General features: G+C 67.0%; 20 protein-coding genes and 1 other RNA gene. 10 read left to right on the forward strand and 11 right to left on the reverse strand.

The genetic code is table 11. The annotated features are described in order from the left end of the window. The first annotated feature begins 26 nt into the window (after positions 1-26). The 4 genes from OLX02_RS14180 (at position 27) to gatB (ending at position 4,561) form a co-directional block, all read left to right on the forward strand. Positions 27-884, forward strand: coding sequence for an FkbM family methyltransferase (locus tag OLX02_RS14180; protein WP_264423852.1), 858 nt, complete (start codon positions 27-29; stop codon positions 882-884). A 90-nt stretch (positions 885-974) separates the two neighbouring features. After that, positions 975-1,766, forward strand: a complete 792-nt coding sequence (locus OLX02_RS14185) for an FkbM family methyltransferase (protein ID WP_264423854.1) — start codon at positions 975-977, stop codon at positions 1,764-1,766. A gap of 57 nt (positions 1,767-1,823) precedes the next feature. Further along, positions 1,824-2,996: an acyltransferase family protein gene (locus OLX02_RS14190; RefSeq protein WP_264423855.1), complete on the forward strand. Its 1,173-nt coding sequence runs from the start codon at positions 1,824-1,826 to the stop codon at positions 2,994-2,996. A 71-nt stretch (positions 2,997-3,067) separates the two neighbouring features. Then, positions 3,068-4,561: an Asp-tRNA(Asn)/Glu-tRNA(Gln) amidotransferase subunit GatB gene (gene gatB, locus OLX02_RS14195; RefSeq protein WP_264423856.1), complete on the forward strand. Its 1,494-nt coding sequence runs from the start codon at positions 3,068-3,070 to the stop codon at positions 4,559-4,561. A gap of 70 nt (positions 4,562-4,631) precedes the next feature. On the opposite strand, the gene OLX02_RS14200 is transcribed toward gatB, so the two are convergent. Next, positions 4,632-7,541 (reverse strand): M16 family metallopeptidase, encoded by a 2,910-nt coding sequence (locus OLX02_RS14200; RefSeq protein WP_264423857.1) that lies wholly within the window; start codon positions 7,539-7,541, stop codon positions 4,632-4,634. 164 nt (positions 7,542-7,705) lie between these two features. On the opposite strand from OLX02_RS14200, the gene clpB reads away from it, so the two are divergent. After that, a complete protein-coding gene (clpB, locus tag OLX02_RS14205; RefSeq protein ID WP_264423858.1) occupies positions 7,706-10,285 on the forward strand; it encodes an ATP-dependent chaperone ClpB in 2,580 nt (859 codons plus the stop codon). Positions 10,286-10,357: 72 nt separating this feature from the next. On the opposite strand, the gene OLX02_RS14210 is transcribed toward clpB, so the two are convergent. Beyond that, positions 10,358-11,236 (reverse strand): dienelactone hydrolase family protein, encoded by an 879-nt coding sequence (locus OLX02_RS14210; RefSeq protein WP_264423859.1) that lies wholly within the window; start codon positions 11,234-11,236, stop codon positions 10,358-10,360. A gap of 160 nt (positions 11,237-11,396) precedes the next feature. On the opposite strand from OLX02_RS14210, the gene OLX02_RS14215 reads away from it, so the two are divergent. From OLX02_RS14215 to OLX02_RS14225, 3 genes are all read left to right on the forward strand, one after another. Then, positions 11,397-12,233, forward strand: a complete 837-nt coding sequence (locus OLX02_RS14215; protein ID WP_264423861.1) for an SDR family oxidoreductase — start codon at positions 11,397-11,399, stop codon at positions 12,231-12,233. 83 nt (positions 12,234-12,316) lie between these two features. After that, on the forward strand, positions 12,317-14,461 hold the full coding sequence (locus tag OLX02_RS14220) for a PQQ-dependent dehydrogenase, methanol/ethanol family (protein ID WP_264423863.1): 2,145 nt from the start codon (positions 12,317-12,319) through the stop codon (positions 14,459-14,461). Positions 14,462-14,502: 41 nt separating this feature from the next. After that, on the forward strand, positions 14,503-14,967 hold the full coding sequence (locus tag OLX02_RS14225; protein ID WP_264423865.1) for a beta-lactamase hydrolase domain-containing protein: 465 nt from the start codon (positions 14,503-14,505) through the stop codon (positions 14,965-14,967). Here the strand turns inward: OLX02_RS14225 and OLX02_RS14230 are convergent. From OLX02_RS14230 to OLX02_RS14260, 7 genes are all read right to left on the reverse strand, one after another. After that, a complete protein-coding gene (locus OLX02_RS14230) occupies positions 14,958-15,356 on the reverse strand; it encodes a VOC family protein (protein ID WP_264423867.1) in 399 nt (132 codons plus the stop codon). The genes OLX02_RS14225 and OLX02_RS14230 overlap by 10 nt on opposite strands. A gap of 60 nt (positions 15,357-15,416) precedes the next feature. Then, on the reverse strand, positions 15,417-16,268 hold the full coding sequence (purU, locus tag OLX02_RS14235; protein ID WP_264423869.1) for a formyltetrahydrofolate deformylase: 852 nt from the start codon (positions 16,266-16,268) through the stop codon (positions 15,417-15,419). Positions 16,269-16,340: 72 nt separating this feature from the next. Then, complete coding sequence (locus OLX02_RS14240) at positions 16,341-17,120, reverse strand: SDR family oxidoreductase (protein WP_264423871.1); 780 nt, start codon at positions 17,118-17,120, stop codon at positions 16,341-16,343. 24 nt (positions 17,121-17,144) lie between these two features. Then, positions 17,145-17,696 (reverse strand): NUDIX hydrolase, encoded by a 552-nt coding sequence (locus OLX02_RS14245; RefSeq protein WP_264423873.1) that lies wholly within the window; start codon positions 17,694-17,696, stop codon positions 17,145-17,147. Further along, positions 17,693-18,367, reverse strand: coding sequence for a TPM domain-containing protein (locus OLX02_RS14250; protein ID WP_264423875.1), 675 nt, complete (start codon positions 18,365-18,367; stop codon positions 17,693-17,695). The genes OLX02_RS14245 and OLX02_RS14250 overlap by 4 nt, the downstream gene beginning before the upstream one ends. Further along, entirely contained in the window at positions 18,367-19,149 is a 783-nt protein-coding gene (locus tag OLX02_RS14255; protein WP_264423877.1) for a TPM domain-containing protein, read from the reverse strand. Before OLX02_RS14255 ends, OLX02_RS14250 begins: the two co-directional genes overlap by 1 nt. Before the next feature lie 25 nt (positions 19,150-19,174). Continuing rightward, positions 19,175-19,855, reverse strand: a complete 681-nt coding sequence (locus OLX02_RS14260; protein WP_264423879.1) for a LemA family protein — start codon at positions 19,853-19,855, stop codon at positions 19,175-19,177. 206 nt (positions 19,856-20,061) lie between these two features. On the opposite strand from OLX02_RS14260, the gene mscL reads away from it, so the two are divergent. Beyond that, positions 20,062-20,499: a large conductance mechanosensitive channel protein MscL gene (gene mscL / locus OLX02_RS14265; protein ID WP_264424016.1), complete on the forward strand. Its 438-nt coding sequence runs from the start codon at positions 20,062-20,064 to the stop codon at positions 20,497-20,499. Between the two features lie 55 nt (positions 20,500-20,554). Further along, positions 20,555-20,955, forward strand: a transfer-messenger RNA (tmRNA) gene (gene ssrA / locus OLX02_RS14270). A gap of 58 nt (positions 20,956-21,013) precedes the next feature. Here ssrA and OLX02_RS14275 read toward each other — a convergent pair. Continuing rightward, positions 21,014-21,268, reverse strand: coding sequence for a hypothetical protein (locus OLX02_RS14275; protein WP_264423881.1), 255 nt, complete (start codon positions 21,266-21,268; stop codon positions 21,014-21,016). A 185-nt stretch (positions 21,269-21,453) separates the two neighbouring features. After that, positions 21,454-22,491 carry an arginine N-succinyltransferase gene (locus OLX02_RS14280; RefSeq protein WP_264423883.1) on the reverse strand — a complete coding sequence of 346 codons (1,038 nt, stop codon included), beginning with the start codon at positions 22,489-22,491 and terminating at the stop codon, positions 21,454-21,456. Position 22,492: the final 1 nt, after the last annotated feature.

The raw sequence follows: 22,492 nt of genomic DNA on the forward strand, positions 1-22,492 counted from the left end.
CATCGCTTGACGATGGGCGAGACAGCTTGGGGTCGCATCCGTTGCGAGCTGCGCTGCCGATTGCGGCGCCTGAGGCGCCGTCGCTGGCGCGGCGCGTGCTGCGCCGTCTGCGCGAGGCCGTGGTGCTCAATCTGACCGACATGGCGCGCTTCGGTCCGGCCTTCCTGCTGCGACATTTCGCGCGTCTCTCGGCAGCACCGGTCTACAGCGTCAGCCTGCGCGATCGCGGTCGCTTCCATGTGCGGCGCGATGAAAGCGATCTTTCGGTGCTGCGCGAGGTGTTCGGCGAGGGTGCCTACGATGTCCGCGCCCACCCCGCGCTCGCCGACCGCCTGGATCGTCGCTACCGGGCCATTCTCGCGTCCGGCCGCCGGCCCGTGGTGCTGGACTGCGGTGCCAACATCGGCGCGGCGACAGTCGCGTTCGCGGATACCTGGCCGCGCGCCGCCGTCGTGGCGATCGAACCCGATCCCGGCAACGCGGCGATGGCGCGGCGCAATCTGGTGGGCACGCCCAACCATGTCGTACTCGAAGCGGCGATCGGCAGCGTTCCCGGCTTCGCGGCGCTCAACGACGATGGTCTTGCCTGGGCCATCCAGACCGAGCGGGCGCAGCGAGGGGTGCCCATCATCACCATCGAAAATGCGCTGGCGGCGGTTCCGAATGGTGAGCCTTTCATCTGCAAGATCGACATCGAAGGCTTCGAGGCGGATCTGTTCGCGCGCGACACGCGCTGGATCGACCGCTTTGAAGTGCTGATGGTCGAACCACACGACTGGCTGCTGCCCGGTCGCCGCACGTCCCGTCACCTCCAGCGTGCGATGGGCGCGCGCGGGTTCGAGATGATCCTGCATGGGCAGAGCATCTTCTACCTTCGCCCTTGATCGGCGCGCTCCCTGTCGATCGAGAAATCTTGCCAACTCGAACGAAATGATAAAAAAGGAACATAAGTTATAGGATAAAAGCCTCGCCAGATGAATTTTGCACCTTCTTTTCGGTACTTCATCCGGCACAATGTCGATGACGTTGCGCGTTTCGGTCTTGGCTTTCTCCGGCGACATCTGGCCCGCTTCACCGCTGGGCCATTGATTTCTCTAAATATTCCCGGTTTCGGACCCCTCTCGATCCGCAAGCGCGGAGCCGATCTGGATCTGACGCGCAGCGTACTGGGCGATGGCTGCTACGATGTGGCCTGGCCCACACCGGCGCTGAAGCGGCTGGAGGATCGCTACCATTCGATTCTCGCCTCGGGTCGCCGCCCGGTGATCGTCAATGCGGGCGGCTATATCGGCCTTTCCGCCTTGTGGTTTGCGCGGCGCTGGCCTGCCGCCGTGGTCGTCTCGGTCGAACCGGATGCCGGAAACCTGAGCGTGCTGCGGCTGAACGTGGGCAACCGGCCCGGCCACGTCATCGTGCCCGCGGCGCTGGGCAGCGCCCCCGGCATGGTTTCGCTGACCGACGACGACGGCTGCGCCGTCCAGACCCAGCGCGCGAACCGCGGTGTCGAGATCATCACCGTGGACGATGCCGTGGCGGCGGTGCCGGACGGCGAACCATTTGTCTGCAACATCGACGTGGAGGGATTCGAGAAGGATCTCTTCGCCGCGAACACCCGCTGGATCGACCGTTTCCAGCTCATCATCGTGGAGCCGCATGACTGGCGTTCGCCGGGTGACGGCATTTCCGCCAATCTCCAGCGCGAGATGGCAAGCCGCCGGTTCGACATGTTCATCAAGGACAGTGCGATCCACTACCTGCGGGTCTGACCGCCCGCTGCTTTCGCTTCCACGTCCGGTCCCCTACGGTGCCGCGCGATGGAGCAGGTGGCAGCACATTCAGGCGCAGCGGTGCCAGCGGGGAGCGGCGAGCGGTTCCATGTGCTCGATTCGCTGCGCGGGATCGCGGCGCTCGCCGTCGGGCTGTCCCATATCAGCGGCCCGGGCCTGCTGCTTTCCGGACCCGTGCACGAAAATCTGGGCCGCGCGGTCGATTTCTTCTTCGTCCTGTCCGGGTTCGTGATCGCCGCCAGCTATGGCGAGCGGCTGGCGCAGGGTTTTTCCTTGCTGCGCTACATGGTGCTGCGGATCGGCCGGGTGTGGCCGCTCCACGCCGTGATGGTACTGGTCTATATCGCCCTGGAAACAGGGCTTTGGCTGCGGATGGGGACCGATGGCGCTGCCGGACGCATTCCCTTTACCGGCGTGCGCGACTGGACGGCGCTGCCTGCCTGCTTCCTGCTGCTTCAGGCGTGGATCTGGCCATGGCGAGAGCTGTGGAACGTCCAGAGCTGGTCGATCTCGGTCGAGCTGGGGCTTTATCTGGGCGCGGCGCTGGCCTTTCGTGTGCTGGGCCACCGGGCATGGGTGCCCGGGCTGGTTCTGGCCTTCTCAGCGCTGGCCCTGCTGGAACTTCCGTCGCAGGCGGGCCATCCCGTGCTGCGCGGGCTTGGCGGTTTCGGGCTGGGCATGGCCTGTCACGCCGCATGGCCCGCGTTCCGGCGGGTGGCCTTGCCAGCATGGGCGGCGACTGTCGCGGAACTGGCTGTGCTGACGCTGATTGCGCGGTTGCTGGCAAGGCCGGAGGCACCGTGGCTGTGGTTCGATCCCGCCTGCGCGCTGGCGGTGCTGGTCTTCGCGCGCGAGCAGGGCCTTGCCAGCCGCGTTCTGCGGCACCGCGCCTTCGCCGCGCTGGGGACGCTGTCCTATGCCTTCTACATGGTGCACGGCCTGGTCATCGGACGGATGTTCGACCTGATCGGCGCGGTGCAGGCACGCGCTGGGCAGCGTTGGGCCGATGCGCACCTTGGCGGCGGAGACGTGCTGATGCTCCCGCAGCTTCCCGCGCTGCTGGTCGCGGCCGCGATGCTGTGCGCAGCGCTGGTCGTCGCCATGGCGGCGCACCGCTGCGTGGAAGCGCCTGCGCGTGACTGGTCGCGCCGTTTCGCCGCGCGCATCGGGGCGCGGTTGCCCATGGAACCGGAGCGGGGCGCCGTCTGATACGGTGACGGTTGCGCGCCCGCGCCAGTTATCCCTTTTCACGCGCGCGCTCCGGCCTTATCGGCTGCGGCATGAGCGAATATCGTATCCAGGGCGCCACCGGCGAATGGGAGGTCGTGATCGGCCTCGAAGTCCACGCGCAGGTCACTTCCAACGCGAAGCTTTTTTCGGGCGCGGCGACCGCGTTCGGGGCAGAGCCGAACGCGCAAGTGAGTCTGGTGGACGCGGCAATGCCGGGCATGCTGCCCGTTCCCAACCGCGAGTGCATCCGCCAGGCGGTGCGCACCGGCATGGCGATCAATGCGCAGATCAATAAGTGGTCGCGCTTCGACCGCAAGAACTACTTCTACGCGGACTTGCCGCAGGGCTACCAGATCAGCCAGCTCTACCACCCGCTGGTGGGTGAAGGCAGCCTCGAGATCCAGCTCGACGACAAGAACCCCGAGAGCACCAAGACCATCGGCATCGAGCGCATCCACGTGGAGCAGGACGCGGGCAAGCTGATGCACGACCAGCATCCGACGATGTCCTACGTCGATCTCAACCGCTCGGGCGTGGCGCTGATGGAAATCGTCAGCCGCCCCGATATGCGCAGCCCGGCCGAGGCCGGCGCCTATCTGTCCAAGCTGCGCACCATCGTCCGCTATGTCGGCTCGTGCGATGGCAACATGGACCAGGGTTCCATGCGCGCCGACGTCAATGTGTCGGTCCGTCGCCCCGGCGAGCCGTTCGGCACCCGCACCGAGACGAAGAACGTCAATTCGGTGCGCTTCGTGATGGCCGTGGTCGAACAGGAAGCGAAGCGCCAGGTCGGCGTGATCGAGGACGGCGGCACGATCGTGCAGGAAACGCGCCTCTACGATCCCGATCGCAACGAGACTCGTTCGATGCGCAGCAAGGAAGACGCGCACGATTATCGCTACTTCCCCGATCCGGACCTGCTGCCGCTGGAACTGGACGACGCGTTCCTCGAAGAATGCCGCGCCAGCCTGCCCGAACTGCCCGACGCCAAGCGCCACCGTTATGAAACCGTGCTGGGCCTGTCGGCCTACAACGCGGGCGTGCTCACCGCCGATGTCGAAACCGCGCGCTGGTTTGAAAAGCTGCTCGCCGAAGCCGCCAGGGCGCAGGGCAAGGACGAGGCCGCCGTGGCCAAGCAGGCCGCGAACTGGCTGATTTCGGAACTGTTCGGCGCGCTCAACAAGCTGGGCAAGGGGCTGGACAATTCGCCCGTCGGTCCCGAGGCCGGCGGCGAACTGCTGGCGCTGATCGGCAACGGCACGATTTCGGGCTCGGCTGCCAAGCAGGTGCTCGAAAAGATGCTGGAAACCGGCGATGCGGCGGGCGTCATCGTCGAGCGCGAAGGCCTTACGCAGACCAGCGACACCGGCGCGATCGAAGCCGCGGTGGACGCGGTGCTGGCGGCCAATGCGGACAAGGTTGCCCAGTACAAGGGCGGCAAGGAAGCGCTATTCGGCTTCTTCGTGGGCCAGACGATGAAGGCCATGCAGGGCAAGGGCAACCCGCAGCTGGTGAACGAAGTGCTGAAGGCCAAGCTGGCCTGACCCGTTCGGCTGGACCGAAACAAGGCCCCGCGCTCCCGATGGAAGCGCGGGGCTTTTTCGTTTCAGGCCGTCACTTCGCCGCGGCGGGGGCGACCACCTCGACCGGCAGTCCCAGCCCTTCCAGTTGCGGGCGCACTGTCCTGGCGTCTCCCACCACCACCCACGTCAGCGCGCGGGGATCGACCTTGGCGCGGATCGCGGCGTCGAGGTCGGCGGGGGTCATCGTGCGGTAGCGTTCGGGCAGGGTCTGGTAGAAGTTGTCGGGCCGGCCATACGTGACGATCTTGGCCACCGCATCGAGCACCGCGCCCGATGTCTCGAACATCCCCGGCAATTCGCGCGCGCTGCCCGATGTGGACCAGGCGAGTTCGTCCGGCCGCGCGCCCTTGGTGGTGACGTATTCGGTCAGCTCGCGCCGCATCTCGGCGATGGCGGGGCCGGTCTTGTCGGCCTGTACCGGCGCGACCATCAAGTAGGCCAGTCGGTCCAGCCGGTCGTTCAGGCCGCTCGACGTGCCATAGGTCCAGCCCTTGGTCTCGCGCAGGTTGGTGTTGAGCCGGCTCAGGAAATCGCCGCCGAACACGTCGTTGGCGGAACGCAGCGCCACCAGGTCGTCGGTGCCTTTCGCCGCGATCGGTTCGCCCGCCATGATCATCGACTGCGGCACGCCCGGCCGGTCGATCAGCAGGATGCGCGGACGCGGGGCGGGGATCGGGGCGGAAAAGTCCTTGGCCGGTGCGGGTTCTGCGGGGGCCTGCCAGTCGCCAAAGCTGCGTTCGAGCAGGCGGGTCACATCGCTCAGGGTGGTATCGCCGACGATGAAGACCCGCGCCTTGTCCGGGCGCAGCCAGCGGCGGTGGAACGCAGCCAGGTCGGCCTGCGTCAGCCGCGCGACCACGCCCGCCTCGCCCCTGCCCGAAGGCGCGATGCCGTAAGGATGCGCGGGGCCATAGAGCACGGGGTAGAGCGTGCGCGAGGCGAGCGACTGCGGGTCGCTGGTTTCGGCCGAGATTGCCGCGAGCTGCTGCGCGCGCACGCGTTCCAGTTCTGCCGGCGCCAGCGCCGGGCGGCGCACGTAGTCGGCCAGAAGATCGAGCGAGGGCGCAAGGTTGGGCGCCATCGCATCAAGCTGGAACGAGGTGGCGTCAGCCGTGGCGAAGCCATTGATCTGTGCGCCCAGCCGCTCGCGCGCCCGCGCCAGTTCGGTCGAATCGCGGGTGGTCGTTCCCTCGTCCATCAGTTGCAGCAGCAGCGCGCCGGTGCCCAGCGCATCCTTGGGATCGGCGGCATAGCCGGCATCGAAGCTGACCCGCACCGACACTGCGGGCACCGCCGCGCGCCGCGCGAAATAGACTTTCATCCCGTTGGACAGGGTGGCCCGCTCGATGGCCGGGAAATCGAGCGCGGTCACCTCGCCCACGGCCGGCAGCTTGCTGCGGTCGGCCGGGTCGGCGAAGGCCAGCGCCGTCCGGGCGGCGGGGGCAGCGCGAGCGGCGCGGGCCTTGGGCAAGGGGCCAAGCCCGTCGCCTCCGCGCTGCTCGCCGCCCTCGGTGCGGGCACCGGGTTCCACTGTCAGCGCGAAGGCGGGGCGCGTCAGCCATGTGCGCGTCGCCGCACGTACGTCGTCCGGGGTGAGCGTGGCCGCGCGCGCGAGTTCGGCCTTGGTCCGTTCCGGATCGCCGGAAAACAGCAGTCCTTCGGCCAGCGCCTGCGTCTTGCCGCTATCGCCGCCCACCGATTCCAGTGCGCGGATCTGTCCGCTGGCGATCACCGTCAGCGCGCGGGTCAGTTCGTCCGCTGTTGGTCCGTCCGCCGCCAGACGCGTGATTTCGGCGTCGAGCGCTGCGGCTGCGGCTGCCGGATCGGCGCCGGGCTTCACATCGACCTGCGCCACGAACTGCCCGCCCTGAGCGAAAACGTCGCCGCTGGCGGTGACCGAGACGGCCAGTTGCTTCTGCCGCACCAGTGCATCGTCCAGCCGCGAGCTGGCCAGTCCGCCCAGCACCACCGCGCTCACCTGGAGCGGCAGGTAATCGGGGTTGTCGTATCCGGGGATCGCCCACATCCGGTAGATCCGCGTCGTCGCCACCGAATCGCGGATCGTTTTCGTCAGCGGCGCGCCCAGCGTGGGGACGGGCACGGCCACCGGCTCCACCTTCGGCCCTGCGGGGATCGGAGCGAACCACTTGGCTGCCTTTTCCTTCGCAGTGGCAAGGTCGATATCGCCCGACAGCACGAGGATGGCGTTGTTGGGGCCATAGTGATCGCGGAACCACGCCTTCACGTCCGCGAGCGAGGCGGCGTCGAGATCGGCCATCGAGCCGATGGTGGAGTGGCGATAGGGGTGGCCCGCGGGATAGAGCGCTTCCAGCTGTTCGTATTCGACCAGACCGTAAGGCTGGTTGTCGCGCTGGCGCTTCTCGTTCTGGACAACGGCGCGCTGGGCATCGAGCCGCTTCTGCGTCATCGCGCCCAGCAGATAGCCCATGCGGTCGCTTTCCATCATCAGCGCGCGGTCGAGTGCGCCGGTGGGCACCGTCTCGAAATAGTTGGTCCGGTCGAGCCAGGTCGTGCCGTTCATGTCGGTCGCGCCCGCCTGCGTCAGCGGCTGGAAGAAGTCGCCCGGTACGTGCGGCGTGCCATAGAACATCAGGTGCTCGAACAGGTGGGCAAACCCGGTCTTGCCGCGCGGTTCGTGCTTGGAGCCGACTCCGTACCATACCGCCACCGCCACCACTGGCGCCTTGCGGTCGGTGTTGACCAGCACGGTCAGCCCGTTGGGCAGGGTGAAGCGCTCGTAGGGAATGTTCACGGCATCGACCAGCGCGGACAGCGGTGCGGGCCTTGCCTCTGGCGCAGGCTCGACTTGCGCCGCGGGGGCGGTGGCCGACGCGGGACGAGAAACCTGTCCGGCACACGCGGCGAGCGACAGGACGAGGAGCGAGGGGGCGACGAGCGAACGGGCGGGGAAGCGGCGCATGGTTTCGATGCTAACCACAGCCGCGTGCAAAACCAATGTAGCATCGGCAATATTCGACCAAGACCATTGTGCTTCACGCCCGGCAGGCCCAAATTTGACTCATGTCCTTGTGTTGCCAAATGGCAACACTATCTTCGGGGCCAGCAGGAGGACACGAACCAGCCATGAACCTCGAAAAGTTTACCGATCGCGCCAAGGGCTTCCTCCAGGCGGCCCAGACCGTTGCAATCCGCATGAACCACCAGCGGATCACCCCTGACCATATTCTGAAGGCACTGCTGGAGGACGGCGAAGGCATGGCCTCGGGCCTGATCCAGCGTGCCGGCGGCAATGCGGCCTTTGCCCAGTCCGAAGTGGACAAGGCGCTGGCGAAGATCCCCGCGGTGTCGGGCGGCGGCGCGCAGCAGACGCCCGGCCTCGACAACGATGCGGTGCGCGTGCTCGACCAGGCCGAACAGGTCGCGACCAAGAGCGGCGATAGCTTCGTCACCGTCGAGCGGATGCTCGTCGCGCTGACGCTCGCCACGACCACCACCGCTGGCCAGGCACTCAAGGCGGCCAATGTCACTCCGCAGGCACTCGAAGCCGCGATCACCGCGCTGCGCGGCGGACGTACGGCGGACAGCGCGGGGGCCGAGAACGCCTATGAGGCGATGAAGAAGTATGCCCGCGACCTGACCGAGGCCGCGCGCGACGGCAAGCTCGACCCGGTGATCGGCCGCGACGAGGAAATCCGCCGCACCGTGCAGATCCTTGCCCGCCGCACCAAGAACAACCCGGCGCTGATCGGCGAACCCGGCGTGGGCAAGACTGCGATCGCGGAAGGCCTGGCGCTGCGCATCGCCAATGGCGACGTGCCCGACAGCCTCAAGGACCGCCGCCTGATGGCGCTCGACATGGGCAGCCTGATCGCGGGCGCCAAGTATCGCGGCGAGTTCGAGGAACGGCTCAAGGCCGTGCTCGACGAAGTGAAGGGCGCCGAAGGCGAGATCATCCTGTTCATCGACGAGATGCACACCCTGATCGGTGCGGGCAAGGGCGAGGGCGCGATGGACGCCTCGAACCTGCTCAAGCCCGCGCTCGCGCGCGGCGAACTGCACTGCATCGGCGCGACCACGCTCGATGAATACCAGAAGTATGTCGAGAAGGACCCCGCCCTTCAGCGGCGCTTCCAGCCCGTGTTCGTGGGCGAGCCGACAGTGGAGGACACCATCTCGATCCTGCGCGGGATCAAGGAGAAGTACGAGGTCCACCACGGCGTCCGCATCGCCGACAACGCGATCGTCGCCGCGGCCACGCTGTCGAACCGCTACATCTCGGACCGCTTCCTGCCCGACAAGGCGATCGACCTCATGGACGAGGCCGCCAGCCGCATCCGCATGGAAGTGGAAAGCAAGCCCGAGGAAATCGAGAACCTCGACCGGCGGATCATCCAGCTCAAGATCGAGGAAATGGCGCTCGCCAAGGAAAGCGACACCGCGTCTAAGGACCGGCTCGCCAACCTGCGCGAGGATCTCGCCAACCTCGAACAGCAGTCGTCCGAACTGACCACCCGCTGGCAGAACGAGCGCGACAAGATCGCCGCCGAAGGCAAGATCAAGGAAGCGCTCGACGCCGCGCGCGTCGAACTGGAACAGGCGCAGCGCCAGGGCGATCTCGGCAAGGCGGGTGAGCTGGCCTATGGCCGCATTCCGGAACTCGAACGGCAACTGGCCGAAGCGCAGGGCGTGAGCGAAAACGCCATGCTGCGCGAGGAAGTGACCGCCGAGGACATCGCCGCTGTCGTCAGCAAGTGGACCGGCGTGCCGGTCGACCGGATGATGGAGGGCGAGCGCGAGAAGCTGCTGAACATGGAGAACGTGATCGGCCAGCGCGTGATCGGGCAGAAGGATGCGGTCCTGGCCGTGTCGAAGGCGGTGCGCCGCGCGCGCGCCGGCCTGCAGGATCCGAACCGGCCGCTCGGCTCGTTCCTGTTCCTCGGCCCCACGGGCGTCGGCAAGACCGAACTGACCAAGGCGCTCGCCGGCTTCCTGTTCGACGACGACAGCGCGATGGTCCGCATCGACATGTCCGAGTTCATGGAGAAGCACTCGGTCAGCCGCCTGATCGGCGCGCCTCCGGGCTATGTCGGCTATGACGAAGGCGGCGTGCTGACCGAGGCCGTGCGGCGCCGGCCCTATCAGGTGGTGCTGTTCGACGAGGTGGAGAAGGCGCACGGCGACGTGTTCAACGTGCTCCTTCAGGTGCTCGACGACGGCCGCCTCACCGACGGACATGGCCGCGTGGTGGACTTCACCAACACGCTCATCATCCTCACCTCGAACCTCGGCAGCCAGTACCTCGCCAACCTTGAGGAAGGGCAGGACGTCGAGACGGTCGAACCGCAGGTCATGGACGTGGTGCGCAGCCACTTCCGGCCCGAATTCCTCAACCGTCTGGACGAGATCATCCTGTTCCACCGTCTGGGCCACGAACACATGGCCCCGATCGTGGACATCCAGGTGGCACGCGTGGCCAAGCTGCTGAAGGACAGGAAGATCACGATCGACCTGACCGAGGCCGCCAAGCGCTGGCTGGGCCGCGTCGGCTACGATCCGGTGTATGGCGCCCGGCCGCTCAAGCGCGCCGTGCAGCGCCACCTCCAGGATCCGCTGGCCGAGAAGCTGCTCGGCGGTGAGATTCCGGATGGCAGCACTGTCACCGTGGACGAAGGCGACGGCGCGCTGGCGTTCCACGTCGCCTGACGAAACCGGCCCCTTTCCCGGATTGCGGGGAAGGGGCCTTTCGTTGCCTGGTCTATGGTGAGGGCGCTGCCGTCAAAGCGCGCCTGCAAATAGCGCCAGCATCCGGCCCCATGCCTTTTCCGCCTGCGGCTGGTCGTAGACCGGCGCGTCGATCGTGCACCAGCCATGCTGCGCGGGATAGACCTCGATCTCCGCCGGTCGCCCCGCCGCCGCCGCCGCCTCGCGCAGCTTGTCCTTGTCGGTTGGGGAACGGGCGTCGTCGTTCTGCGCGATGGCGAACAGATACGATGCCCTGGTCCTGCCCAGCAGCGCGTGCGGGCTGTCGGGGGTGTCGTTGACAAGGTTCGCGCCGTGGAACGAGGCCGCCGCGCCGACGCGCGCGGGATTGGCCAGTGCGGTGCGCACGGTGAACGGCCCGCCCATGCAGTAGCCGGCCGAGCCGATCCGGCGCGCGGTGTCCACTTCCGCCTGCGCGTCGAGCCAGCCGACAAAGGCCGCGGCATCGCGGACCGTGCCCGCCGGGGTGATCGCCGCGATCATCGGCTTGAGCTTGTCCTGCCCTTCCGGGGTGCGCCACTCGGCAAAGTCCTTCAGCACCGGCGCCGGGCTGGAGCGATAATACTGGTTCACCACCAGCACGGCATAGCCCGCCGCGGCCAGCCGCGTGCCCATGGTGCGATAGGCTTCCCGCAGGCCCGCGATGTCGGGCCACAGGATCACGGCCGGGTGCTTGCCGGCCTTGGGATGGACGAAGAACGCATCCGCCTTGCCGTCGGGCGTGGCGATCGAAACGCCCCGGCTCACGGTCTTCATCGCCTTGCTGGCGGGCGCGGGGCCGGCCATGCAGCCCGGCACCACCGCCAGGGCCGCCGCGCTGGCGCCGATGGCCGCGAACTGCCGCCGGTTCACCGTGAACGCCGCGTTGTCGCTCTCGGTCCATTCATCGCACATGGATCAGCCTCCTCGCGTTCCCGCCGCAGGGCACGATAGCGGCTTGGCCCAGCCTGACAACGCGCCCGTGGCCCTAGGTTCCGCTTGCCCAAAGCGTGGAACCATTTTAATCGATGGGTTAAATGAAAGTCCGGCGCGAAGGCTCGGGAGAGGGACATATATGGCAGACCACGTCGCCGGCAAATCGATCGTCATCACCGGGGCCGGAGGCGGGTTCGGCCGGCTTGTCGCGCTGAAGGCCGCCGCGCGCGGCGCGAAAGTGACGCTGGGCGATGTTAATGCCGAAGCGCTCGCCGCCACCGTGGCCGAGATTTCCGCCGCAGGCGGCACCGCGCAGGGCGTGGCGACCGACGTGACGGACCTTGCAGCGATGAAGGCGCTGGTTCGCGCGGCGGTCGATGCCCACGGCGGGATCGACGTGATGGTCAACAACGCCGGGGTGATGCCCCTGGCCTTTTTCGCCGATCACGAAGCCGCCTATGACGCCTGGGTTCGCTGCATCGACATCAATTTCAAAGGCGTGCTCAACGGCATGGTCGCGGCCTATGATCCGATGATCGCGGCCGGGCGCGGGCAGGTGGTCAACGTCTCGTCGATCTACGGCAATTTCCCCACGGTGGGCGCGGCAGTCTATGGCGCGACCAAGTCGGCGGTGAACATCCTGTCGGAATCGCTGCGACTGGAAGCGCGCGGCAAGATCAAGGTGACGACGGTCAAGCCCACGGGCGTGGGCGGCACCGGCCTTGGCGGCACGGTGGTGAACATGGCGGGCCTTGCAGGCATCCTCGGCCTCAACGCGGGCGAGGCGAACGAGGTGTTCGCCGCGATGGCCGCCGGCACGCTCGACCCGGCGCGGCTCGATCCCGACAACATCGATTACGCCAATCTCGATCCCCAGCACATCGCCGATGCGGTGCTCTACGCGGTGGACCAGCCGTGGGGCGTTTCGATCGGCGAAGTCACCGTGCGCGCGGCCGGGGACTATTACGTGCTTTGATGGTTCTTAAGCCGGGCACGTCCCGGCACACGACATGACCGAAAGGATCCGGGGCAATCCCGGACGGATGGAGAGGGTCTTCTATGCGGATGAAGTACATTCCGACGTTCGCGGTTTCGGCGATCGCGCTGACGATCGCCGCCTGCCAGATGGGCAGCGGGGGCGCGGCGGGCGCGAACCCGACCAAGGAAGGCGTGACTGACGCGCTGATCGCGCAGGCGCCCGACAGCGAATGGCTCAGCTATGGCCGTGATTATGGCGAGCAGCGCTTTTCGCCGCTGACGCAGGTGAGCGACCAGAACGTCGGCCAGCTCGGCCTTGCCTGGTCCGCCGATCTCGATACCGCGCGCGGGCAGGAAGCCACGCCGCTGATGCACGACGGCACGCTGTTCGTCTCCACCGCCTGGTCGATGGTCAAGGCCTACGACGCCAAGACCGGTGCGCTCAAGTGGGCCTACGATCCCAAGGTCCCGCGCGAAACGCTGGTCCGCGCCTGCTGCGATGCGGTCAACCGCGGCGTCGCGCTCTATGGCGACAAGGTCTATGTCGCCACGCTCGATGGGCGCCTGGTCGCCCTCGACGCCAAGACCGGCAAGGAAGTGTTCGCCAAGGTCGTGGTGCCCGATCAGCAGAACTACACCATCACCGGCGCTCCGCGCGTGGTGAAGGGCCGCATCGTGATCGGCGCCGGCGGCGGTGAATACCGCGCGCGCGGCTACATTTCCGCCTATGATCCGAACACCGGCGCGGAAGTGTGGACGTTCCACACCGTTCCCGGGAACCCGGCCGACGGGTTCGACAAGGAAGGCGCCAACAAGGCGGCGATGGAAGCCGCGGCCAAGACCTGGGGCGGGGACTGGTGGTCGCTGGGCGGCGGCGGCACCGTGTGGGATTCGATCACTTACGATCCGGCAACCAATCTCGTCCTGTTCGGCACCGGCAATGCCGAGCCGTGGAACCCGGCTGCATCCGGCCGCAGCGGCGATGCGCTCTACACCTCCTCGGTCGTGGCGGTGAACGCCGATACCGGACAATACGCCTGGCATTATCAGGAAACCCCCGAAGACCGCTGGGACTTCGATTCCGACGCGCAGATCACCATCGCCGATCTCATGATCGGCGGGCAGAAGCGCCACGTGGCGATCCACGCGCCCAAGAACGGCCATGTCTACGTCCTCGATGTGAAGACGGGCGAGTTCCTGTCGGCCACGCCGTGGGTCGCGGTCAACTGGACCACCGGGATCGATCCTAAGACCGGCAAGGCCACGATCAATCCCGAAGCGCGCTACGAAAAGACCGGCAAGCCGTTCGTCGGCCTGCCCGGCGCGATCGGCGCGCACAGCTGGCACGCACAGAGCTTCAGCCCCAAGACCGGCCTGCTCTACATCCCGACCAACATCGCCGCGCAGGGCTATGTCGCGGCGAAGGACTGGAAGCCGTCCGACATCGGTTACCAGTTCGCCATCGATTCCAGCGTCACCTCGCTGCCCGCTGCGGGCCGGGCGGCCGCCAAGGCAGCCACGACCGGCGCGCTGGTGGCGTGGGACGTTGCGGCCAAGAAGGAAGTCTGGCGCGTCCCGATGCCCTCCCCGTGGAACGGCGGCGTGCTCTCCACCGCCGGCAACCTGGTGTTCCAGGGCAATGCACAGGGCCAGTTCGTCGCCTACAGCGCGGACAAGGGCCAGAAGCTGTGGTCCTTCGCCACGCAGAGCGGCGTGATCGCGCCGCCGATGACGTATGCCATCGACGGCGAACAGTATGTGGCCGTGCTCGTCGGCTGGGGCGGCGTCTGGGATCTGTCCGCGGGGATCCTCGCGCACCAGGGCGGCGCCTATCGCAACATCAGTCGCATGATGGTGTTCAAGCTGGGCGCCAAGGGCCAGCTTCCGCCCGCGCCGAAGGTCGATAACCAGGCCGTGCTCGATCCGCCGCCGTTCACCGGCACCGCCGCGCAGGTGGCGCAGGGCGGGCAGATCTACGGCCGCTATTGCACCGTCTGCCACGGCGACGCCGCGATCGCGGGTGGCCTCGTGCCCGATCTGCGCAAGTCCGGCGCACTGGGTTCGGCCGAGGCGATCAAGTCGGTCGTGCTCGACGGCGTGCTGCATGAAAACGGCATGGTTTCGTTCAAGTCGGCGCTGAAGCCCGAGGACGCCGAGGCCGTGCGCCAGTTCCTGATCAAGCGCGCCAACGACGACAAGGCGCTGGAAGCGAAGCAGGGCGGCTGATCGCCCTTGCGGGTGGTGGTCATGCCGGGCACGATCCTGGCATGATCACCGACCCTGACGATATCCGCGCCTGGCACCGGCTCGATGCGCGGACCACCACATCGGGGCGGCTTGAGGCGCCCGATGTGGACCGTCTGGCTGCGTTAGGTGTCGTTCAGGTCATCAACCTCGCGCTCGCCGATCATCCGGAGGCGCTGTCCGATGAAGCCGAGCGCTGCGCCGCCGCCGGCATCGCCTATGCTCACATTCCGGTGCCCTTCGACGCCCCCGACGAAGCGCATTTCGCTGCCTTCCGTGCCGCGCTGGATGCCGCCCCCGATGGCCCGGTCCACGTTCACTGCATCATGAACTGGCGCGTTTCCGCGTTCTTCTACCGCCTCAACCGCGAACGCGGCATGGCCGAGGCGGACGCGCGTGCGCTGATGGAACGGCACTGGACGCCCCAGACGAGCGACCACCCCGCATCATCCGCATGGGCCGCATTCGTCACCCGCGCTCAGTCGTAGAAGTTGAGTTCCAGCAGCACGCCGTTGGGATCGAGCGTGAAAATCTGGGTCATGCCGATCGAATCGATCCGCCGCAGGTCGTAATCGCGGCCCATCGCCTCCAGCCGGCGCTCCACCACATCGCGCCCGCTGCAATTGAGCGCGACGTGATGGATCGCCCCGGTCACGTTGCCGGGCACGACTTCACGGTCATAGGCGCGCGGGCAGTCGGCCGAATTGATGTGCAGGATCGGCCGCTGTCCCTTGTCATACATCCACTGGATCTGGTCCGGGCGCGAAGGCGGCGGCCCGTCGCGCCGCTCCAGCCCCAGCAGCGCAGCATAGAACGCCGCCGTCCCGTCAAGGTCGTCGGTGATGATGTTGACGTGGTCGAGCGCGTTGACGTGCATGGCGTGCCTCTCCTGTTTTGCCACAGGAAAGCCCCGCCGCGCGGGCTATGCAACTGGCATTTAGCTTTTGAAGACCACCGTCTTGCTGCCGTTGAGCAGCGCCCGGTCGCCCAGGTGCAGCCGAACCGCTTCGGCCAGTACGCGGCGCTCGATGTCGCGGCCCTTGCGCACGAGGTCATCGGGCGTGTCGGCATGGCTCACGGTTTCCACGTCCTGGTGGATGATCGGGCCTTCGTCGAGATCGGCGGTGACGTAGTGAGCGGTGGCGCCGATCATCTTCACCCCGCGCGCGTGCGCCTGGTGATAGGGCTTGGCGCCCTTGAAGCTGGGCAGGAACGAGTGGTGGATGTTGATGCAGCGGCCCGAGAGGAAGCCGGCCAGGTCGTCCGACAGGATCTGCATGTAGCGCGCCAGAACCACCAGTTCGGCCCCGGTCTCGGTCACGATGCGCTTCACCTGCGCTTCCTGCTGCGCCTTGGTGTCCTTCGTGATCGGGAGGTGATGATAGGGCAGGTCGCCGAACAGCGAGACGTTGAGCGCCTCCAGCGGGTGGTTGCCGATGATGCCCACGATATCCATCGGCAGTTCGCCGATCCGCGCGCGGTAGAGCAGGTCGCCGAGGCAATGGTCGAACTTGGATACCATCAGCACCACGCGCCGGTTCTGCGAGGTGTCGCGCAGGTTCCAGTCCATGCCCAGGCTCGCCGCCATCGGCGCGATCGCCCCGCGCATCCCGTCGAGCCCAGCTTCGGCATCGAACACCACGCGCATGAAGAAGCGGCCGGATTCGATGTCGTCGAACTGCTGCGCCTCAAGGATGTTGGCGCCGGCCTGGAACAGGCACCCGGTCACCTTCGCGACGATCCCCGGTCGGTCGTCGCACGAGAACGTCAAGATCAGCGGCGCAGGCATAGGTGGTCTTTCCCCTTGTCGGGCTGGCTCATAAGGGGAGGGCGGGGGCAGGCCAACCCCCGCCGGTCGCCATCACATCGCGGAAATGCCGCCGTCGAGCTTCAGTTCGGCCCCGGTCATGAAGCGGCTTTCGTCGCTGGCGAGGTAAAGCACGCCGTTGGCGATGTCCTGCGGCTCGCCGACGCGGCCCAGCGGGATCTGGCGCGCCAGCTTGCCCATGACCACGTCCTTGTCGAGGTTGGCGTTGCTGGCGATGCCATCCAGGATCGGCGTGTCGACGAACGTGGGGTGGACCGAGTTGCAGCGGATGTCCCACCCGCGCTTGGCGCAATAGAGCGCGACCGACTTCGACAGCATCCACACCGCCGCCTTGCTGGCGTTGTATCCGGGCATGGTGTCGGACGCGATCAGGCCGGCGATCGAGCTGATGTTGACGATCGAGCCCGGCTGGTTTTCCTTGAGCAGCGGCAGCGCCTTCTGGCAGCCGAGGAAGACCGAATCGACGTTGATGGCAAAGCCGCGGCGCCAGTCTTCCAGCGTTGCCGTCTCGATGTTGCCGCGCACGCCCACGCCGGCATTGTTCACCAGCACCGACAGCCCGCCCAGCTTGTCCGCCGCCATGGCGATGGCCGCGTCCCAGTCCTCGGGGCTGGTCACGTCGTGGCGCATGGCAAAGGCGGTGCCCGCGCCCAGTTCGGCGTTGATGCCTTCGGCCTGCGCGGCGGCGCCTTCGCCGTTGATGTCGGTCAGCAGCACTTTCGCGCCCTCGCGCGCCAGCGTCCACGCGTGCGCCGCGCCAAGACCCTGCGCCGCGCCGGTCACCAGCGCCTTCTTCCCCTCAACCCTGCCCATCGTTCTACCCTCTCTGGTCGTTTCTTATGTCAGTCCCGGCATCCTGGCGCCGAGCAGCATCAGCATCCGCACGTCGACCCCATATCCCGCCGCGCGCTTTTCCGCGAGGAAGTCGTCAAGGCCCGCAAGCGGCACACGGTGGACGGTGATGCCTTCGCCCTCGGTGCCGCCGCCGTCACCCACTTTCACCAGATCGTGCGCCCGGAACATCGTGAAGCTTTCGGTGACCATCCCCGGCGAGGAATAGAACTCGCCCAGCGACTCCATGCGCCCCGCGCGGTAGCCGGTCTCTTCCTCCAACTCGCGTCCGGCGGCGACTGCGGCATCCTCGTCCTCGCTGCCTTCGACATCGCCGATCAGGCCGGCGGGCATCTCGATCGAGGGCTTGCCCAACGGCACGCGGAACTGCTCGACGAGGATCACGTGGTCGTCCGCGTCGATGGCCAGGATCACCGCCGCGCGGATATTGCGCGTGCGGCCGACATATTCCCAGCGGCCCCGGGTCTTGGCGACGATGAAGCGGCCTTCCCAGCGCACCTGTTCGGGCTGGGTCGCGAATTCTTCTTCAAGGCTCATACTTCGATCAACCGGTCCGGCAATTCGTTGATGTCATCATCGGCGCGCGGGAAGTGCTGGGCAAGCACCACGCCCACGCGCTCCACGGCAGCGACCATGCCTTCGGCCACGCGGTCTTCGCGCAAGTGCGCCAGCATGGCGTGCATGGCATCGCCCCACACTTCGGGAGAAACCTTGGCCGCGATCGCTTCGTCCGCGATGATCTCGGCGCGGTGCTCGGCCATCGACAGGTAGATCAGGATCCCGGTGTGCCCGGTGGTGCGGCTCTGCGCGCCAATACGGAAGCAGGTGAGCGCGCGCGCATGGACCCGTGCCGCCTTGACCGGCTTGGGCGTGAGCAGAAGCCGCAGGGGCGTCCACGCCATCAGCGCCAGCATCGCCGCGAACTTCAGGATGGCCACGCTCAGCGCCAGCCCCAGAACCGCGCGCGGGGTCCATTCGCTCGCCCACAGACCCAGCATGCGGTCGACCAGCCCGATGTAGAAATCCGGCGCCAGTTCCAGCGCGGCGAGCGCGAGGAAAGCGACGAACGCGCTCCACGCCAGCGCCACGTCGCGGTAGGCGTCGGACCGCGCGGTCACGATCGTCACGATCTCGCCGGCGGTCGCGCCTTCCGCCGCGGTCACCGCCGCCGCCACGCGGGCGCGGTCTTCGTGTGTCAGGCCGTGCATCACCAGTCTCCCGAAGAGCCGCCGCCGCCGAAGCTGCCGCCGCCACCCGAAAAACCGCCGCCTCCGCCGCCGAAACCGCCAAAGCCGCCGCCCGAACCGCCGCCCCATCCGCCGGTGGGGAAGATCATCACGCCGGGGCCGCCGCCATAGCGCCGCCCGCCGCCGCGCATCGCGCGCAGGAACGGCAGCACGAAGAAAAAGAAGAAGATGACAAGGAAAACCACGGTGCCGAAATCGAACTGCGGTTCGGCAGCCTTGCTTTGCTGGGTCTGGGCCGCCTGCGCCACCTTGCGCGCCTCGTCATCGGGCAATTTGAGCTGCGCGATCAGCTGGTCGGAGGCGGCATCGATCCCGCCGGCATAGTCCCCCTGCTTGAAGCGGGGCACGATCTCGCGCTGGATGATCACGCTCGACAGTGCGTCGGTCAGGATGCCTTCCAGGCCATAGCCGACCTCGATCCGCACCTTGCGTTCATTGGGCGCGACGATCAGCAGCGCGCCGTCGTTGCGGCCCTTGTCGCCGATGCCCCATGCGCGGCCAAGGCGATAGCCGTAGTCCTCGATCTCGTAGCCTTCGAGGCTGGGCAGCGTGACCACCACCAGCTGGCGCTGCGATTGCTGCTCCAGCCCGGCCAGCTTGGCGTCGAGCGCGGCCACCTGCTCGGGCTTCAGCAGGTGTGCTTCATCGACCACGCGGCCGGTCAGCTTGGGAAAGGTCTGCGCGAAGGCGGGGCCGGCGACGAACGCCAGCACCGCCATCAGCGCAAGGACAAGGCGTTTCATCGCCCGCGCGCCGTCCGCGCGCGCCTTACTCGCCCGCCGCCTTGCTCGCCGGTGCCGCCGTGTTGTCGTTGGCAGGGGCGGCGGCGGGAGCGGCGGCCGGCCCGTCGAAGCTCACCGCGGGGGCGGTGTCGGCGCCGGGCGTCGTCGCTTCGAACGGGACCATCGGCTTCGCGCCGTAGATCACCTTGGCGCCGATGATCGCCGGGAAGGTGCGGATCGTGGTGTTATATTCGCGCACCGCCTCGTTGTAGTCGCGCCGGGCGACCGCGATGCGGTTCTCGGTGCCTTCAAGCTGGCTCTGCAGCGCAAGGAAGTTCTGGTTCGACTTGAGGTCGGGATAGGCCTCGACCGAGGCGAGCAGGCGGCCAAGGCCCGCCGAGAGCTGGCCCTGCGCCTGCTGGTACTGCGCCATCTTGGCCGGGTCGGTCACGTCGGCCGCCGAAATCTGGATGCTGGTGGCCTTGGCGCGCGCCTCGGTCACTTTCACCAGCGTGTCTTGCTCCTGCTTGGCATAGCCCTTCACCGTCGCGACCAGGTTGGGGATGAGGTCGGAGCGGCGCTGGTACTGGTTCTGCACGTCAGCCCACTTCGCCTTGGCGTTTTCCTCGGCCGTGGGGATCGTGTTGACACCGCAGCCGGCGAGGCCGGCGGCGGCGGCGGCGACGAACGCAAACCGGGTCAGTCGGGAAAGGAAGGAAGCGGCCATGGCTTGAAAGGTCCTCTCGTGCGCCGGGCGCGCCGGCTGTGCGAAGGGCAATGTAGCGCCGCCGTGGGGCGGTTCAAGGCGCGACACGAAACGTCACGAAGCCGCGAGCAGCGCGGCCGGCACCTGATCGCGCTTGTCGCGTTGGCGGACGAGTGGCAATCAGGAGACGCTCGAGGATGGTTAAAGGGGAAATACGGGTCATGGGCATGATGCACGAATTCAAGACGTTCATCGCGCGGGGCAATGTGCTTGATCTCGCGGTCGGCGTGATCATCGGCGGCGCCTTCGGCAAGATCATCACCTCGCTCACCGAAAGCGTCATCATGCCGGTGGTAGGCTTCATCACCGGCGGCGTCGATTTCACGCGCTTTTTCGTCCGGCTCGGGCCGATCCCGGCGACGTTCAAGGGCGATCCCACCAGCTATGCCGAACTGAAGACGGCGGGCGTGCCGATGATCGGTTATGGCGATTTCATCACGCAAGCGGTCAACTTCGTGATCGTGGCCTTCATTATCTTCCTGATCGTCAAGGCGGCCAACCGCCTGCTGGAAAAGCGCAAGGAAGAAGTTCCCGCCGCTCCCGCCGGGCCGAGCGAGGTCGAACTCTTGGCGGAAATCCGCGACGAACTGCGCCGCCGCGCCTGAAGGAGCGTCAGGTCCGGTCGCAAGTCCGGTCGTGTGAAGGGGCGTCGTTGCGGCGCCCCTTTTCATTTGAAGCGCAGCGCCTATATGGGTCGTGCCGGTTTCGACCGGCTATGACGATAAATTGTGGCGTACAATAGACGCAGCGGACCCGGGGGCGGTACCCGGCGGCTCCACCATCACCACCGGACCAATGGGCCGGGCCTTGTTGTCGCAAGGGTGTTGATGGGGCCGAACTAGGATCGACGTGTGTTGAAAAGCGCTGTTTTCGTCCGGGCTGAGTAACCCGTTAAAGGCTCAAAACCCACAAGTGCCAACGACAACGACGCACTTGCTCTTGCCGCGTAATTCTAGGGGCTAACGCCCCGAAGTTACAAAGCCAGAACGCGGTTGGACCCACCGGGCAACAGAAGGGATACCAGCGGCTGGGGACGAGCCGGGCAACAGAATCGTCCCACCTTCCCACATCTATACCATCGGGCCTGGCACGAGCCGCGCCGCCGGCCGCAGGCACCTTTCAGGTGTCGCCGCCGGCCGCTGCGCGCAGGTCCGCTTTCGCCGCATGCTCGTACTTCACCGCGTCGAGGATCTTGGCGCCGCCCATGAAGACGGCGCCGGTGCAGGCCAGGAACAGCAGTTTGCCGCCGAAGCCGGGATACTGCCCCAGATAGACATGGCCGCGCTCAACCGCGCCCAGCGCCAGCGCGTAGATGATCGCGAACGCCTCGAAGCGGGTCTTGATCATGAACAGGCGCGCGATCTTCTGGAGCATGGCATCCCTCTCTGCCTGAACCCTTCCGCAACCATCGTGCCAGATGAGGAATTGCAGTCCAGAAGAAGGTTAAGGCCGCGGTGACTGTAAATCGCGGCGACACCCGCTCCGGGCCTGCCGTGCGGCAAGCGTCAGCTCCTGAACCCAACGGCGCGCCGTCTCGCCGGTTCCGCCTGCCCGCCCGATCAGCGGCGCACGTGCCAGACCTTGTCGCCCACGCCGACACCCAGCCCGGCCGCCGCGATCGGATCGAGCACCAGCCCGTCACCCGTCTCGGCCACTTCGGCAAAGCAGCAGCGGAAATCGGCCAGCCGCCCGGTTGCGACCAACGCCTTGCGCGCACCTCCCGTGCTTTCGGGCGCGCGGATGTGCGCCACGGGGGCTTCGCTGGCGGATGCAATCGATTCGACGCGGTCGGTGCGCGCGGTCATCGTCGGGCCGCCGTCGAAGATGTCGATATAGCCTTCTGACGCGAAGCCCTCCTCCTCCAGCATCCGCATCGCCGCCCGGCCGGAAGGGTGGGGCAGGCCGATCGCGCTGCGCGCGGTTTCCGGCAGCATCGCGATATAGACGGGATGCTTGGGCATCAGGTCGGCGATGAACTGGTTGCCGTTGATGGCGTTAAAATAGTCGGCTTCCTGGAAGCTCATGCCAAAGAAGCGCCCGGCCACCCCGTCCCAGAAGGGCGATCCGCCGCGCTCGTCGATCACGCCGCGCAGTTCCGCCAGAATCTTGTCGCCGAAGCGCCTGCGATGCATCGCGATGAACAGGTAGCGGCTGCGCGCCAGCAGCATCCCCAGACCGCCGGCGCGTTCGGAGGGATGGAGGAACAGCCCGCCCACCTCGCTCGATCCTTCGAGGTCGGTGACGAGGTTGAGCATCTCGGCGCGGAACGTGCGGTTCAGCTCCTTGGAGTGCTGGGTCAGCGTGGCCATGCGATAGGAATAGAACGGCCACTGCTGACCAACGCGCGTGAAGATCTGCGCGGTGCCGCGCACTTCGCCTGTGGCGGTGTCTTCCAGCACCAGCACGAACAGTTCGTCCTTGCTGTCTTTGGAATCGCCTTCCTCAAGGTTGGCATAGGCCGCGGCGGATCGCTCCAGCTTGGCACGCAGCGCCTTGCGGTCCGGAGGCAGGTTGGTGAAGCCGCCCCCCGTCAGCTTGGCCATTTCATAGAGGTGCTGCAGATCGTCGGCGCTGGCCGCCCGGATGCGATGGGTCATT

Origin of the sequence: Novosphingobium sp. KCTC 2891, from assembly GCF_025938155.1 — a bacterium.
GTDB lineage: Bacteria > Pseudomonadota > Alphaproteobacteria > Sphingomonadales > Sphingomonadaceae > Novosphingobium.